Below are 14412 nucleotides of genomic sequence, written 5' to 3'. Positions count from 1 at the left end.
TAGGGTCGGAGCATGGCCTCAGAACGTGTGACCCTGACCGTGGTCGACTCCGACGGAGAGCGTGAGGTCGCGCTCTCCAGCCCCAACAGAGTCGTGTGGCCGGACCTCGGGATCACGAAGGCCGAGCTCGCGGAGTACGTGCAGCGCGTCTCGGTGCCCTTCCTCGCGGCGAACGGCAATCGGCCGGTCTCGCTGGAGCGCTTCCGCGACGGTATCGGCCCCTCGGGCGGGCCGAAGGCGGAAGGGTTCTTCTCGAAGAACCCGCCCAAAGGCACCCCCGACTTCGTCGATGCGGTGACAGTGACGTACAACAGCGGACGCCGGCATCCGCAGATCGTGCTGAACCGCTCGAGCGCGATCGTCTGGGCGGTGCAGATGAACACGATCGTGTTCCACCCCTGGGCATCGCTCGCGACCGACGCCGACGACCCGGTCGAACTGCGCATCGATCTGGACCCGCAGCCGGGGACGGATTTCGCGGATGCGGTGACGGCTGCGCACACGCTGCGCGAGGTGCTGCGTGAGGCGGGCCTGGAGGCGTTCGCCAAGACCAGCGGCAACCGCGGGCTGCACGTGTTCGCGCCGATCGAGCCGACCCACGAGTTCCTCGATGTGCGCCATGCCGTGATCGCAGCGGGGCGGGAGCTGGAGCGTCGGATGCCGGATCAGGTCACGACGAACTGGTGGAAGGAGGAGCGAGGGGAGCGGATCTTCGTCGACTTCAACCAGGCGAATCGCGACCGCACGATGGCCGGAGCATACAGTCCTCGCGCGCTGCCGGGAGCGACGGTGTCGACGCCCGTGACCTGGGACGAGCTCGACGGTCTGGATCCGCGGACCTTCACCGTGCGCACGATCCCGAAGCGCCTGGATGAGATCGGCGACCCGTGGGCGACCATGCAGGAGGCCCCGGGCCGGATCGACACCCTGCTGGCCTGGTGGGAGCGCGACAAGGAGAACGGGCTGGGGGAGCTGCCGTTTCCTCCGGAGTTCCCGAAGATGCCGGGCGAGCCGCCCCGCGTGCAGCCCAGCAAGAAGGTCGCGGCCAACTGGGACGACGACGGCACTCCCGCCGAGAAGGACTGACCGCGTTCAGCGGAGGACGTCGGCGAGGTCGTAGCCTGCGACGGTGTCGAGCTGGTCGTACGTGCACGACCGGGCGTCGCGGTCCGGCCGCCAGCGCTCGAACTGCACGGTATGGCGGAACCGAGCGCCCTCGAGCTGGTCGTAGCGCACCTCGAGCACCCGCTCCGGGCGCAGCCGGACGAACGAGACGTCCTTGCCGCCGCTGAATCGCGAACGCTCGCCTTCCGCGGTCAACGCTGCCCCGGAATCGTCCCTCTCCACCCAGGGGTCGAGTTCCTCGACGAGCTCTTGCCGACGGGCATCGCTCCACGCCGCGACGCCGCCGACCTGGCGGAGCACACCGTCGGCTCCGTACAGTCCCACCAGCAGCGAGCCGACGCCCGAACCCGACTTGTGGACCCGGTAGCCGAGTGCGACCACATCGGCCGTGCGCGCGTGCTTGATCTTGAACAGCGTGCGCTTGCCCGGCGCGTAGGGCTGAGTGAGCGGCTTGGCGATCACCCCGTCGAGCCCGGCGCCCTCGAACTCGGCGAGCCAACGGACGGCCGCGTCCTGATCCCTCGTCGTCCGGGTGATGTGCAGCGGATGCTCCACGGATGCCAGGAGTGCCTCCAGGCGCGTTCGCCGGGACTCGAACGGCGCGGCGAGGAGGTCGTCGTCGCCGACGGCGAGCAGATCGAAGGCGATGAACATCGCCGGGGTCGAGGCGGCGAGCGTGGCGACGCGGGAAGCGGCGGGGTGGATGCGCTGACTCAGTGCCTCCCAGTCCAGGCGCTGGGACCCCTGCGGGCCGGTGGCGACGACGATCTCGCCGTCGAGCAGGCACGGACCGGGGAGCAGCTCGGGAATCGCCTCGACCAGCTCGGGGAAGTAGCGCGTGAGAGGTTTCGCTCCGCGGGAGCCGATCTCGACGGTCTCCCCGTCCCAAGCGATCAGTCCGCGGAAGCCGTCCCACTTCGGCTCGTACAGGAGCCCGCCGGGAACCTTCTCTGCAGGAGGAACCGCGGGGACGGCTTTGGCGAGCATCGGCGCGGGGATCTCGTAGCGCATGCTCCCATCCTGGTCCTCGGCCGTGTGGGGCGGAAGAGCGGGCCGGTGTTCACAACTCCGCAGAAACGGGCGGCGGGTGCGGCGGTCCTCCCGTGATTCGCAGGGCTACGGGGGCAGCGCGTCCCGTCCTTGAGGAGTAGTGAGCGCGGTCAGTCGAACAGGTCGGACAGCGTCGCGGGCGAACCGGCGTCCTGCAGCGCCGTGCGGGCGGCATGCCACCCCGCCATGCCGTTGACGGACGGACCGGGAGGGGTGGAGGCGGAAGCCAGGTAGACGCCCGGCATCGGCGTGCGCCACGGCGTCGGCGAGAGGATCGGTCGGCGGAGGGCCTGACGCATGTCGAACACCCCGCCGGAGATGTCGCCGCCGATCTCTGCGGGATTGATCGCCTCGCGCGACGATGCCGGCACCGCGTGGTGGGCGAGGATGAGGTCGCGGAACCCCGGGGCGAACCGTTCGACCTGCGCGGTGATGAGCTCCGTGGGGTCGAGGTCGGAGCCCGGGGGCACGTGGATGTACGCCCAGAACACGGCCTTGCCCGCGGGAGCACGGGAGTCGTCGAGCACGGACGGTTGCACGGTGAGGACGTAGGGGCGCTCGCTCACTCGTCCGGCGGCGACGGCATTCTCGCTGGCCCACACCTCGGCTCTGGTCCCGCCGAGGTGCACGGTCGCCGCCTGCCCGACCTCGGGGTGGGTCCAGGGGACGGGGCCGTCGAGGGCGAAGTCGACCTTCGCCGCACCGGGTCCGTAGCGGTAGACGCCGATGGCCCGGGCGTAGCGGGGCGGGACGTCGCGGTGCGTGAGGGCGAGCCGGGGAGACGTGTTCAGGATCAGCAGGTCTCCGCGGCGCGGGTCGCCCCAGTCCAGCGTCTCGAGGGCGGTGACCCGCACGCCGGTCTCGACGGACCCACCGTGCGCCGTGATGTCGGCGACCAGGGCATCGGCGATCCCTTGCGCACCACCGCGTGGATACGGCCAGCCTCCGGCGTGTCCCAGGGCGGCCAGCAACAGGCCCGCAGCGGCCCCCGCGAGGGAGGGGAGAGGCGCGTTGCCGTGAGCGACGGCTCCCGCCAGGAGCGCGGCCGCTTCCTCGGTGCGGAAAGCCGAGGCGGCCAGAGGAGTGCCCTGCTCCAGCATCCTGATCGCATAGCGCAGGGCGGTCAACGGATCCCGGGGGACTCGGAGCAGTTGATTGCCCGTGAAGTCCACCACACCGTCGATGTGCGCGGTCAACGGCCGGATGCGGGTGCGCCAGGCGTCACCGTCTGCCCCGAGCGCGGTCGCCGTGCGGTCGAGGTCGCGCCAGGCGATCGCGGCCCTTCCGCCATCGAGCGGGTGTGCATAGGAGGCTTCGGGGCGGATCCAGTCCAGACGCCGTTCGAGGCCGAAAGCACGGAAGAAGGGTGAGGCGAGGGCGGTCGGATGCACGGTGGAGCAGACGTCGTGCCGGAACCCCGGAAGCGTCGACTCGGCCGTGCGGAGGCCGCCACCGACCGTGTCGGCCGCCTCGAGCACCCGCACGGCATAGCCGGCGCGCGCGAGCGTCACCCCGGCGGCGAGCCCGTTGGGGCCGGAACCGATGATCGTCGCCCGCGCCATTCAGTCAGTCTGGCATGCCGCCACCGGTGAAACGGTCGAGAGCGGCCCTCCGGGCGTGCGATCCTGGAAAGGATGAAAGAAGTTCAGGGGCCGACCCCCGCAGGCACCTCCCGTCCATACCGCTCCCTCGCCGAGGCGCTGCGCGCGCACCGGATCGATCCGTCGAACCATGCGTTCATCACGGCCATCGTCGAGGCGATCGGAATCAGCTCGTTCATCGACCGTGGGCGCTACATCGAGGCGATCCGTCGAGGCGAGGGCGCGTCCCTGCACATCGGGCGCACCTACACGAACGGCTTCACCGAAGACGAGCGGATCGTGGTGGGCGCAGCACCCCTGCGCCTGCAGCCGAGCGAGGGGCGCGCACCGTACTTCTACGTGAGCCACCCGAGCGAGTTCATCCCGCTCGCGCCGACCCGCGCCGCCAAGCGCACGACGACTCCACGCGTCGCCGCGCCCCGCGCCGAGAAGGCACCGAAGCCCGTCGAGGAACGCGACTACGGCGTGTGCGACGAGTGCTTCATGGTGAAGACCCCGTCCGGCGGCTGCGGCTGCGGCTGACGTGAGCATCGATGCGCACGAGGTGGGTGATCGTCCGCTGATTCGGGCGGCGGATCTCTCCGGCTCCGACGCGGACGAGGTCGGCGCCGCTGTCCGCGCCTACCTCCAGCAGACCGAGCGCGAGAAGCTCCAGCAGGGCGGCGTCCTCGGCCCGGATGTTCCGATGTTGCCGGAGCACTACCTCCGCGAAGTCGAAGACCCGGCCGCTGCCTACGCCGGCCATATGGTCCTGGTGGCGGAGCTCGCGGATCGCATCGTCGGCGTGGTCGTGCTCGCGGGGAACGACGGGTTCGCCGAGGTCAAGCGCCTGTGGGCCGTCCCCGAGGTCCGCGGTCGCGGCGTGGGGTCGGCGTTGCTCGATGCCGCCGTGCGAGCCGCGACGACTCTTCGGGCAGCCGAGGTCCGCCTGTCGGTGTGGGAGTGGCGGGAACGCGCCATCCGCCTCTATGAATCCCGCGGGTTCGTGCGCGTGCCGAGCTGGGACGCGCGCGAGCGACTCGTGTGCCTGTCCCGCCCGATCACCGGGCGCATCTGATGCGGCCGCGACCTCCGCGCCTCAGGCGAACGCGCTCATCCCGGTGATGTCGCGGCCGAGCAGCAGGGCCTGCACGCTCTCGGTGCCCTCATAGGTGTGGATGGCCTCGATGTCGGCCATGTGCTGCATGACGCCGTTCTCGAGCAGGATGCCGTTGCCGCCGAGCAGGTCGCGGGCGGTCGCGGCGATGCGGCGCGCGGCACGCGTGTTGTGGAACTTCGCGAGCGAGGCCTGGGTCGGGCGCAGCTCGCCTGAGGTCTCGAGGTCGGCCATCCGCCGGCAGTACAGCTGCATGGCCGTGAGGTCTTCGAGCATGTGGGTGAGGCGCTCCTGGACCATCTGGAACTTCGCGAGCGGCTTTCCGAACTGCACCCGCTGCATCGCGTAGGCCAGTGCTGCCTCGTAGCAGGCCGTCGCGTGTCCGAGCGCCGACCACGCGACGCCCGAGCGGGTCGCGTACAGCACGGTCGAGGCGTCCTTGAAGCTCATGGTGCCGGGCAGGACGGCGTCCAGCGGCACCCGCACGTCGTCGAGGACGATGTGCGCCTGATGGATCGCGCGCAGCGAGGCCTTGCCCCGGATCACACTGCCGGTGTATCCGGGCGTGTCCTGCTCGACGAGGAAGCAGCGCACAGCGCCGTGCTCGGCCGTGTCCGCGTCGTCGACGCGCGCCCACACGAAGGTGATCCCGCCGGATGCGCCGTTCCCGATCCACTTCTTCGTGCCTCGGATGACCCAGGCGTCCCCGTCGCGGCGGGCCACCGTCTCGAGCGAGACCGAGTCGGAGCCGTGGTCGGGTTCGGTCAGCGCGAACGAGCCGAGAACCGAGCCGTCGGCGAGTGCCGTGAGCCATCGGTCCTGCTGGGCGGGGGAGCCGAACAGGGCGAGGGTGCGCAGCGCGAGGCCGCCCTGCACCGCGAGGATGGTGCCCAGCGACCCGTCACCGCGCGAGATCTCCATGTTCACCAGGCCCGCGGCCAGCGGCGACAGATGCGTGAGGGCGGGATGCTGGATGCCGTCGACCACGAGGTCCATCTCGCCCATCCGACGGGCGGCGTCGAGCGGGTACTCCGCGCGGTCCCAGGCGTCCGCCATCTGCGGCGCGACCTCGTCGGTGTAGGACTTCGCCCGATCCCAGGCCGCGCGGTCGGCGGCGGGGATGTCGGCGAAGACGGCGTAGTAGTCGCTGTCCCGGCGCCCGGTGATGTCGTACGACGAGACGCGCTCGCCGGGGAAGGGGGAGGCTGCAGTGCTCATGATGCTCCTTCGTGGCACCAAGTATCGTACTCCTCGATACTCGGTTTCACGACCCTCGAGCGATCAGTCGAGCTCCGACTGCAGTCTGCGGGTCACCTCGGCGATCGGCATGGACCGCGGGAACACCGCGACGACCATGTCGTCCGGCGCATCGGGGGCCGCGTCTCCCGCGACGCCGTAGCGGCGGCGGACGTCGGCCAGCGCCGTCTGCAGCGTCGCGAGCGGCACCTTCTTGCGGCCCCGGAGCAACTGCCGCAGCACGTGATTGTGGACGGCCGTCACGAGGGCGGCGAAGCCGACGGCGTCGAGCGGGTCGACGCCGGGGAGGGCTCCGCGCAGGTACTCGTCGAACAGCCGCTCGTATCGGAAGACCGTGATGATCTCGCGCTCACGCAGCACCGGCACCTGGCGCACGATCTGGTAGCGGCGGCGTGCGAGCTCCGGGTCGTGCGCGAAATGCACGAAGACCGATTCGGAGGCCGCGCACACCGCAGCCCAGGGGTCGTCGTGCCCTTCGTCGAGGAACTCCCTGAGCTGTTCGAGCAGCACCTCGTGATCCGCGAAGACGACGTCCTCCTTGCCGCCGAACTGGCGGAAGAACGTCGATCTCGAGACACCCGCGGCCTTGGCGATCTGTTCCACCGACGTCTGATCGAACCCCTGGGCGCTGAAGAGTTCGAGCGCTGCGGCGACGACGCCCGTGCGCAGTTCTGCGGATTCGTGCATGGCGAAAGCCTAGACCTCGGCGGCCATCGGCGTCGGTGGCCGGGCGTCATAATGAGGGCGTGAGCGAACGCGGGAGAGCGGCCGGATGGTTCGAGACGCGGCGGCGCGGCACCCGTCGCTGGTGGGACGGCACGCGCTGGACCGAGCACCTCTCGGTGCGGGGGAGGGAGACGACCCTGGCGGAGGACCGCAGGGCTGTGCGCCGACAGCTGATCCTGACCGAGCTCGTGCTCGTGACCCTCCTCGTCGGTTCGATCCTCATCGCGCTGTGGAGCGCGCTCCCGGTGGTCGTGGTGCGGCCGATGATCGTCGCCACCGGCACCGCGCTGCTGCTCGTTCCGCTCGTGATCTCGCGGCAGCTCCGCCTGGTCGCGCTGCCGGCGCGGCGTCCGGGCGTGCCGACGCTCCGATGATCGACCGAGAGTCCGGGGCCGCGGGCGCGCCCAGGTCGAGGTAGTAGGCTGGGGGACTGGTCGATGTCTCGACATCGAGAGAATTACCAGACAGCAGCCCAGTGAAGGAACCACAGTGGATCTGTACGAGTACCAGGCACGAGACGTTTTCGAGAAGTACGGAGTGCCGGTCCTCGCCGGCATCGTCGCGGACACCCCGGAAGAGGTGAGGGCGGCGGCCGAGAAGATCGGTGGCGTCGTCGTCGTCAAGGCCCAGGTGAAGACCGGCGGCCGTGGCAAGGCGGGCGGCGTCAAGGTCGCCAAGACGCCCGACGAGGCGTACGAGGCAGCGAAGGCCATTCTCGGCCTCGACATCAAGGGCCACGTCGTCAAGCGCGTCATGGTCGCGCAGGGTGCGCGCATCGCCGAGGAGTACTACTTCTCCGTGCTGCTCGATCGTGCCAACCGCTCGTACCTGAGCCTCTGCTCGGTCGAGGGCGGCATGGAGATCGAAGAGCTCGCCGTCGAGCGTCCCGAGGCGCTCGCACGCGTCGAGGTCAACCCGCTCACGGGCATCGACAAGACGAAGGCCGTGGAGATCGCCCGCGCCGCGAACTTCCCGGAAGACCTGATCGAGAAGGTCTCCGACGTGTTCGTGAAGCTCTACGACGTGTACAAGGGTGAGGACGCGACCCTGGTCGAGGTCAACCCGCTGGTCCGCACCGAAGAGGGCGACATCATCGCGCTCGACGGCAAGGTCACGCTCGACGACAACGCCTCCGAGATCCGTCACCCCGAGCACGAGGCGCTCGAGGACAAGGACGCCGCTGACCCGCTCGAGGCCAAGGCCAAGGAGTCGGGCCTCAACTACGTGAAGCTCGACGGAGAGGTCGGCATCATCGGAAACGGCGCCGGACTCGTCATGTCGACCCTCGACGTGGTCGCCTACGCCGGGGAGAACCACAACGGCGTCAAGCCGGCCAACTTCCTCGACATCGGCGGCGGCGCGTCGGCTGAGGTCATGGCTGCCGGCCTCGACGTCATCCTCGGCGACCCGCAGGTCAAGAGCGTGTTCGTCAACGTCTTCGGCGGCATCACGGCCTGCGACGCCGTCGCCAACGGCATCAAGGGCGCGCTCGAGACACTGGGCGCCACGGCCTCCAAGCCGCTCGTCGTGCGCCTGGACGGCAACCGCGTCGACGAGGGTCGTGCGATCCTCGCCGACTACGCGCACCCGCTTGTGACCCTGGCCGCCACCATGGACGAGGGCGCCGACAAGGCCGCCGAGCTCGCCAACGCCTGAGACTGAAGGACGAGAAGAATGTCGATCTACCTCAACAAGGACTCCAAGGTCATCGTCCAGGGCATCACCGGCGGTGAGGGCACCAAGCACACCGCGCTGATGCTCAAGGCCGGCACCCAGGTCGTCGGTGGCGTCAACGCCCGCAAGGCCGGCACCACGGTCTCGCACACCGACAAGGACGGCAACGCCGTCGAGCTCCCCGTCTTCGCCTCGGTCGCCGAGGCCATGAAGGAGACCGGCGCCGACGTGTCGATCGCCTTCGTCCCGGGAGCCTTCACGAAGGACGCGATGATCGAGGCCATCGACGCCGAGATCCCGCTGCTCGTGGTCATCACCGAGGGCGTCCCCGTCGGCGACTCCGCCGAGGCCTGGGCATACGCGCAGAGCAAGGGCAACAAGACCCGCATCATCGGGCCGAACTGCCCCGGCATCATCACCCCGGGCGAGGCGCTCGTAGGCATCACGCCGGCGAACATCACGGGCAAGGGACCGATCGGCCTCGTGTCGAAGTCGGGCACCCTGACCTACCAGATGATGTTCGAGCTGCGCGACCTGGGCTTCTCCACCGCGATCGGCATCGGCGGCGACCCGGTCATCGGCACCACGCACATCGACGCGCTCGCCGCGTTCGAGGCCGACCCCGAGACCAAGGCCATCGTCATGATCGGTGAGATCGGTGGCGACGCCGAGGAGCGCGCGGCCGACTTCATCAAGGCGAACGTCACGAAGCCGGTCGTCGGCTACGTGGCGGGCTTCACGGCTCCCGAGGGCAAGACCATGGGTCACGCCGGCGCGATCGTCTCCGGCTCGGCCGGTACCGCGCAGGCGAAGAAGGAGGCCCTCGAGGCCGCCGGTGTCAAGGTCGGCAAGACGCCGTCCGAGACCGCTGACCTGATGCGCGCGATCATCGAGTCGCTCTGATCTGAGCTACGCTTGAGCTGAAGGCCCCGGACTCCACTCCGGGGCCTTCTTTCGTGCCCGGGACCGGAAGTCCGCCGCCACGGACCGCGACAGGTCAGGTCTGGGGCGCGACGGAGTCCAGCAGGGTGTCGAGCGCGCGGTGGGCCTGACGGCGCGCGGCGGCGTCGGGATGGGCGGCCAGCCAGAGGGCGAGCTCGTTCATCGCTCCGGAGAGCACCGCCGCAAGCGGGTCCAGGAGGGCCGGAGAGACACCGGCCTCGCGCAGTCCGGCACGCAGCTCCTGCTCGGGGCCCTCGGCATCGAGTCGGCGCCACTGCTCCCATCCGAGCACCGCGGGGCCGTCGACGAGCAGGACGCGCGAGGCGGCGCCCCGGGTGATGGCGTCGAGGAAGGCGTGGCTGCCGTCGCGGAGAGCGGCGTCGGGCGCGCTGCCCGCCGTGGCTTCGACGATCGCGTCGGCGACGATCTGCTGCTGCGCGGAGGCGACGGCGGCGAACAGCAGCGGCTTCGAGGTGTAGTGGTGGTAGACGGCGCCACGGGTCACGCTCGCGGCCCGGGCGAGTTCGTCGACCGACACGGCCGCATAGCCGTGCTCGGCGAAATGTGCGGTGGCGACATCGAGGATCCGCCGTGCGGTCTCGGCGGCGTCGGCTGCGGATGCTCGGGGCATGGGTTCCTTTACGTGCGGCGTGTATGTATTCTAGCCCCACCGATACAAACACACTGCATGTAAAAGAGGTCAGGATGGACATCACGAGTTTCTACCCGGTGCTGATGGTGGACGACGTCTCCGCCGCCGCACGGTTCTATCGAGAAGAGCTCGGCTTCGAGGTGACGTTCGAGGCCGACTGGTACGTCAGTCTGCGCTTCGACGGCGGCGAGCTCGCGATCCTCGACCGCGCGCACGAGACCATTCCCGAAGGGTTCCGAGAGCCCGTGCGGGGACTCCTGCTCAACGTGGAGGTCCCGGATGCGACCGCCGAGCACGCGCGGCTGGTGGGGGAGCGGAGGCTTCCCGAGCGCCTGACGCTGCGCGACGAGGACTTCGGGCAGCGGCACTTCATCGTCGAGGCGCCCGGCGGCGTGCTGATCGACGTGATCGAGCCGATCGAGCCCGCGCCGGAGTTTGCGGCGGCCTACGCCTGATCTCCGCCCCCGATTCGTCCGCCGACACGCCAGATGTCGGACCGTTTCCCTCACGTCGTCCGACGTCTGGCGTGTCGCCCTGAGAGTGGGGGCGGAAAGCAGGAGGGGGCGGAGAGGCGGGGAAGGGGGAGACGCGAGAGGGGCGGATGCCGCAGCATCCGCCCCTCTTGTGATCTCTGCCCGTCGTCAGATCCCGACGCCGAAGAGGGCCTCGATCGGACCGCGGGCGAAGAAGATCAGGAAGCCCGCTCCGACGACCCACAGCAGCGGGCTGATCGTCTTGGCCTTGCCGGAGAATGCGTGGATGAGCACCCAGCTCACGAAGCCCGCACCGATGCCGTTGGCGATCGAGTAGGTCAGCGGCATGACGGACACGGTGAGGAACACCGGCAGCAGCACGCGGAAGTCGGAGAAGTCGATGTACCGGATCTGCGCCATCATCATGGCACCGACGATGATCAGCGCGGCTGCGGCGATCTCGGTCGGGACGATCGACGTCAACGGGGTGAGGAACATCGCGACGAGGAACACGAAGCCGGTGACGACGTTCGCGAGGCCCGTGCGTGCACCTTCGCCGATGCCGGCACCCGACTCGATGAAGACCGTGCTCGACGACGAGGAGGTCGCGCCACCTGCGATCGCGCCGACGCCCTCGACCACCAGCGCCGACTTGATGCGCGGGAAGTCACCGTTGTCGTCGGCGAGGTTCGCCTCTTTCGCGAGGCCCGTCATGGTGCCCATCGCGTCGAAGAAGTTCGTGAAGAGCAGTGTGAAGACGATCATCACGATCGCCACGAGGCTCACCTTGCTGAGGTCGAAGCTGAAGTCCACGGCACCGATCAGGCTCAGGTCGGGGACACCGACCGGCGAACCGTCGAGCGCGGGCACGGTAAGGCCCCAGCCGCCCGGGTTGACCACGTTGCCCTCATCATCGAAACCACGGGGCCCGATGTGCCAGATCGCCTCGACGATCACGGCCAGCACGGTGCCGCCGATGAGGCCGATCAGCATGCCGCCCTTGATCTTGAGGGCGACGAGGATGCCGGTGAGCAGGAGCGTGATCACGAAGAGCAGGCTCGGCACGGTCGCGACCGAGCCGTTGACGCCGAGCCCGACCGGCGGCGACGATGCACCGGTGGCCGTCACGAAACCGGAGTTCACGAAGCCGATGAACGCGATGAACAGGCCGATGCCGACGGTGATCGCGATCTTCAGCTGGAAGGGCACGGCGTCGAAGATCGCCTTGCGCAGGCCGGTCGCGGCCAGCAGCACGATCACGACACCGTTGATCATCACGAGCGCCATGGCTTCCGGCCAGGTCACCTGACCCACGACCGAGAACGCCACGAAGGCGTTGATGCCCAGTCCTGCGGCGAATCCGAACGGCAGTCGTGTGACCAGCCCGAACAGGATCGTCATCACTCCGGCGGTCAGCGCGGTCGCTGCCCCCACGGCGTTGAACTCGAGCATGTTGCCGGCGACATCCGGCTTGCCGGACAGGATGATCGGGTTCAGGATCACGATGTAGGCCATCGTGACGAAGGTCACCAAGCCCCCTCGGATCTCGGTGCCGATCGTGGATCCGCGCTTGCTGATCTCGAAGAAGCGGTCGACGGCGTTCTTGGGCTCGGTGGATGCCGGGGCGGGCGGGGCAGTTGTCATCGGGAAACCTCCGGAGAAACGCTATCGTGTCGCCGACCTCACGCGCGCCCCAGGGGCTTCGTCGGGAACTCGTCGTAGTCTCGAATCGCTATGCAACGCCTCCTCGTCGCGCTCCTCGCCGCCTTCGATGCCGCCATCGCCGCGGCGGTCGGTCTCGTCGTGCTGCTCGCGCCGTTGACGCTGCTGTGGACGCTCGCCTTCGGTGTCACCGCGGACTGGGGTGCGCTCTGGCCGCTCACCGGAACGCTCTGGCAGTTCGGCCACGGGGTGCCGCTCGAGGTCACGATCCCGGATGCACTCCTGGTGGCTCTCGCCATCCCCGCGGAGGCCGCGAGCTTCGCGGTGTCGATCACGCCGCTGGCGTTCCTGTTCTTCACGCTGCTCTTCGCGGCGCGTTCGGGAGACAGGGCGGCGAAGGCGGGCGCATGGCTGCTGGGGCCCCTGACCGGCACCGTGGTGTTCGCCGTCATCTCGGCCGGCGTCGCACTGACGACCCGTTTGGAAGCCGCCGCGACCTCGTTGCCCCTCGCCATCATCCTTCCCACCGCGGTCTACCTCGTCGGCGCGCTCTGCGGAGCCGTGCGCATCGCGTGGGAGGACGGGGACGGCGGCATCCTCGACCGTCTGCACGATCTGATCGACGCCCGCGAGGACTGGGCGCCGGTCCCGGTCGCGATCGTGCGCGGCGCGGCCTTCGCGCTCGTCGCCGTGGTCGGCGCCTCCGCGTTGGCTCTCGCCGTCACGACCCTGTTCCGCGGGGGCGAGGTGGTGGCGCTGTTCCAGGCGGCCCGCGTCGACGCGCTCGGGGCGACCGTGCTGACGCTTGCCCAACTCGCCTACCTGCCGAGCCTGATCGTGTGGGCGGCTTCCTGGCTCGCCGGTCCCGGCTTCGCGGTCGGGTTCGGGACGGCCGTGTCGCCCGCCGGCACCCAGCTCGGTGTGGTGCCCGGCATCCCGGTGTTCGGTCTGCTGCCCGAGAACAGTTCGATCTGGATGCTGATCGTCGTGCTCCTCCCCGTCGCCGCCGGAGCCTTCGCCGGATGGGCGGTGCGCTCTCGCCTCGTGTGGGAGGGCACTCCGCTGCGGATGCCGCAGCGCGCGGTGATCGCACTCGGCATCGCCGGTGTCACCGCGGGGATCGCCGGGCTCGCCGCTGCCCTGGCGAACGGGTCGATGGGGCCGGGCCGGATGGCGGTGGTCGGACCGGCCGTGGTCCCGTTCGTCCTCGCCCTCGGCGCGGAGGTCCTCGTCGGCGCCGCAATCCTGCTGCTCTCGCCGCGGCACCGCGATGAGCTCGCGGAAGAGCGGACCGACCGGTGGATCGCCGAGATGACGGCGTACGATCCGGGGTACGCGCCCGCCGGTGCGGAGGCAGGAGTCCCCGTGGCCGGAATGTCGGTCGACGCCTCCGGGCCCGACGACACGGCACCGTTCGACGATCTCCGACGGTTCGAACGGCCGAAGGACGAACCCGCCGAACCGCGAGACTGACCGCTTTCGCGCGGCCGCGGAGGCCGGAAGAGAGCCGGTCGCGCACCCCGGTAGACTGGGCGCGTGCTCACGGTCGCCGTTCTCATCTCGGGCACCGGCTCGAACCTTCGCGCCCTCCTCGAGGCCGCTCGTCATCCCGATTTTCCCGCCAGGATCATCGTCGTGGGTGCCGACCGCGAAGCAGACGGGCTGGCGCACGCCGAGGAGTTCGGCATCCCCAGCTTCACGGTGCCCTGGCACGAGCACGAGAGTCGTGAGGCCTGGGGTGAGGAACTCGCCCGGCAGCTGGATGTCTGGAAGCCGGACCTCATCGTGCTCAGCGGACTCATGCGCCTCCTGCCGCCGACGCTCGTCGCCCGGTACTCGCCGCGCCTCATCAACACCCACCCCGCGTACCTGCCGGAGTTCCCCGGTGCACACGGTGTGCGGGACGCGCTCGCCGCAGGGGTCTCCGAGACCGGCGCCAGTGTGATCGTCGTCGACGACGGGGTCGACACCGGGCCGATCCTGGCCCAGGAGCGCGTGCCGGTCCTCGCCGACGACACCGAGCACAGCCTGCACGAGCGCATCAAACCCGTCGAACGTCGACTGCTCATCGACGTCGTCCGCGGGATCGCCACCGGTGATCTCGCCCTGACGCCTTCTTCCTGACCTCCACCCGACGCCCCCGCACGAAGGAGC

Annotated in this window: 15 protein-coding genes; 9 read left to right on the top strand and 6 right to left on the bottom strand. The window is 69.7% G+C overall.

Annotated elements, in window-relative coordinates; all coding sequences use genetic code 11:
- The first annotated feature begins 12 nt into the window (after nucleotides 1–12).
- Nucleotides 13–1086: a non-homologous end-joining DNA ligase gene (gene ligD / locus ACLF6J_RS06385; RefSeq protein WP_134353169.1), complete on the top strand. Its 1074-nt coding sequence runs from the start codon at nucleotides 13–15 to the stop codon at nucleotides 1084–1086.
- 6 nt (nucleotides 1087–1092) lie between these two features.
- Here ligD and ACLF6J_RS06380 read toward each other — a convergent pair whose 3' ends face one another.
- Both ACLF6J_RS06380 and ACLF6J_RS06375 read right to left on the bottom strand, forming a co-directional pair.
- A complete protein-coding gene (locus ACLF6J_RS06380; RefSeq protein WP_134353170.1) occupies nucleotides 1093–2136 on the bottom strand; it encodes an ATP-dependent DNA ligase in 1044 nt (347 codons plus the stop codon).
- Between the two features lie 149 nt (nucleotides 2137–2285).
- The gene (locus ACLF6J_RS06375) at nucleotides 2286–3737 is read right to left on the bottom strand and encodes a phytoene desaturase family protein (RefSeq protein ID WP_134353171.1); all 1452 of its coding nucleotides are present in this window, start codon (nucleotides 3735–3737) and stop codon (nucleotides 2286–2288) included.
- Nucleotides 3738–3809: 72 nt separating this feature from the next.
- Here ACLF6J_RS06375 and ACLF6J_RS06370 point away from each other — a divergent pair, with 72 nt between their 5' ends.
- The gene (locus ACLF6J_RS06370; RefSeq protein WP_134353172.1) at nucleotides 3810–4298 is read left to right on the top strand and encodes a hypothetical protein; all 489 of its coding nucleotides are present in this window, start codon (nucleotides 3810–3812) and stop codon (nucleotides 4296–4298) included.
- A 1-nt stretch (nucleotide 4299) separates the two neighbouring features.
- Entirely contained in the window at nucleotides 4300–4833 is a 534-nt protein-coding gene (locus ACLF6J_RS06365; RefSeq protein ID WP_208526517.1) for a GNAT family N-acetyltransferase, read from the top strand.
- A gap of 21 nt (nucleotides 4834–4854) precedes the next feature.
- Here ACLF6J_RS06365 and ACLF6J_RS06360 read toward each other — a convergent pair whose 3' ends face one another.
- On the bottom strand, nucleotides 4855–6090 hold the full coding sequence (locus ACLF6J_RS06360) for an acyl-CoA dehydrogenase family protein (RefSeq protein WP_134353173.1): 1236 nt from the start codon (nucleotides 6088–6090) through the stop codon (nucleotides 4855–4857).
- A gap of 63 nt (nucleotides 6091–6153) precedes the next feature.
- Nucleotides 6154–6816: a TetR/AcrR family transcriptional regulator gene (locus ACLF6J_RS06355; protein ID WP_134353174.1), complete on the bottom strand. Its 663-nt coding sequence runs from the start codon at nucleotides 6814–6816 to the stop codon at nucleotides 6154–6156.
- A gap of 59 nt (nucleotides 6817–6875) precedes the next feature.
- Here ACLF6J_RS06355 and ACLF6J_RS06350 point away from each other — a divergent pair, with 59 nt between their 5' ends.
- The 3 genes from ACLF6J_RS06350 (at nucleotide 6876) to sucD (ending at nucleotide 9432) form a co-directional block, all read left to right on the top strand.
- The gene (locus ACLF6J_RS06350; protein WP_134353175.1) at nucleotides 6876–7229 is read left to right on the top strand and encodes a DUF2510 domain-containing protein; all 354 of its coding nucleotides are present in this window, start codon (nucleotides 6876–6878) and stop codon (nucleotides 7227–7229) included.
- A gap of 115 nt (nucleotides 7230–7344) precedes the next feature.
- A complete protein-coding gene (sucC, locus tag ACLF6J_RS06345; protein ID WP_047523104.1) occupies nucleotides 7345–8511 on the top strand; it encodes an ADP-forming succinate--CoA ligase subunit beta in 1167 nt (388 codons plus the stop codon).
- Nucleotides 8512–8529: 18 nt separating this feature from the next.
- Entirely contained in the window at nucleotides 8530–9432 is a 903-nt protein-coding gene (gene sucD, locus ACLF6J_RS06340; protein WP_047523105.1) for a succinate--CoA ligase subunit alpha, read from the top strand.
- Between the two features lie 94 nt (nucleotides 9433–9526).
- Here sucD and ACLF6J_RS06335 read toward each other — a convergent pair whose 3' ends face one another.
- The gene (locus ACLF6J_RS06335; protein WP_134353176.1) at nucleotides 9527–10102 is read right to left on the bottom strand and encodes a TetR/AcrR family transcriptional regulator; all 576 of its coding nucleotides are present in this window, start codon (nucleotides 10100–10102) and stop codon (nucleotides 9527–9529) included.
- A 74-nt stretch (nucleotides 10103–10176) separates the two neighbouring features.
- Here ACLF6J_RS06335 and ACLF6J_RS06330 point away from each other — a divergent pair, with 74 nt between their 5' ends.
- Nucleotides 10177–10578, top strand: a complete 402-nt coding sequence (locus ACLF6J_RS06330; protein WP_134353177.1) for a VOC family protein — start codon at nucleotides 10177–10179, stop codon at nucleotides 10576–10578.
- Between the two features lie 186 nt (nucleotides 10579–10764).
- Here ACLF6J_RS06330 and ACLF6J_RS06325 read toward each other — a convergent pair whose 3' ends face one another.
- Complete coding sequence (locus ACLF6J_RS06325; protein ID WP_047523108.1) at nucleotides 10765–12240, bottom strand: NCS2 family permease; 1476 nt, start codon at nucleotides 12238–12240, stop codon at nucleotides 10765–10767.
- A 90-nt stretch (nucleotides 12241–12330) separates the two neighbouring features.
- On the opposite strand from ACLF6J_RS06325, the gene ACLF6J_RS06320 reads away from it, so the two are divergent.
- The gene (locus ACLF6J_RS06320) at nucleotides 12331–13731 is read left to right on the top strand and encodes a DUF6350 family protein (protein ID WP_134353178.1); all 1401 of its coding nucleotides are present in this window, start codon (nucleotides 12331–12333) and stop codon (nucleotides 13729–13731) included.
- 63 nt (nucleotides 13732–13794) lie between these two features.
- Complete coding sequence (purN, locus tag ACLF6J_RS06315; RefSeq protein WP_047523110.1) at nucleotides 13795–14382, top strand: phosphoribosylglycinamide formyltransferase; 588 nt, start codon at nucleotides 13795–13797, stop codon at nucleotides 14380–14382.
- The last annotated feature ends 30 nt before the right edge of the window (nucleotides 14383–14412 follow it).

Origin of the sequence: Microbacterium sp. IO18 (assembly GCF_049099505.1) — a bacterium.
Classification (GTDB): domain Bacteria; phylum Actinomycetota; class Actinomycetes; order Actinomycetales; family Microbacteriaceae; genus Microbacterium; species Microbacterium aurugineum.
This window is presented reverse-complemented; position numbering and strand designations above follow the sequence as displayed.

Coding starts and splice junctions, on each gene's coding strand:
- ACLF6J_RS06380 (WP_134353170.1), bottom strand. CDS start 2,136: ATGCGCTACGAGATCCCCGCGCCGATGCTCGCCAAAGCCGTCCCCGCG.
- ACLF6J_RS06335 (WP_134353176.1), bottom strand. CDS start 10,102: ATGCCCCGAGCATCCGCAGCCGACGCCGCCGAGACCGCACGGCGGATC.
- ACLF6J_RS06370 (WP_134353172.1), top strand. CDS start 3,810: ATGAAAGAAGTTCAGGGGCCGACCCCCGCAGGCACCTCCCGTCCATAC.
- ligD (WP_134353169.1), top strand. CDS start 13: ATGGCCTCAGAACGTGTGACCCTGACCGTGGTCGACTCCGACGGAGAG.
- ACLF6J_RS06325 (WP_047523108.1), bottom strand. CDS start 12,240: ATGACAACTGCCCCGCCCGCCCCGGCATCCACCGAGCCCAAGAACGCC.
- ACLF6J_RS06320 (WP_134353178.1), top strand. CDS start 12,331: ATGCAACGCCTCCTCGTCGCGCTCCTCGCCGCCTTCGATGCCGCCATC.
- ACLF6J_RS06375 (WP_134353171.1), bottom strand. CDS start 3,737: ATGGCGCGGGCGACGATCATCGGTTCCGGCCCCAACGGGCTCGCCGCC.
- ACLF6J_RS06355 (WP_134353174.1), bottom strand. CDS start 6,816: ATGCACGAATCCGCAGAACTGCGCACGGGCGTCGTCGCCGCAGCGCTC.
- ACLF6J_RS06360 (WP_134353173.1), bottom strand. CDS start 6,090: ATGAGCACTGCAGCCTCCCCCTTCCCCGGCGAGCGCGTCTCGTCGTAC.
- ACLF6J_RS06330 (WP_134353177.1), top strand. CDS start 10,177: ATGGACATCACGAGTTTCTACCCGGTGCTGATGGTGGACGACGTCTCC.
- sucD (WP_047523105.1), top strand. CDS start 8,530: ATGTCGATCTACCTCAACAAGGACTCCAAGGTCATCGTCCAGGGCATC.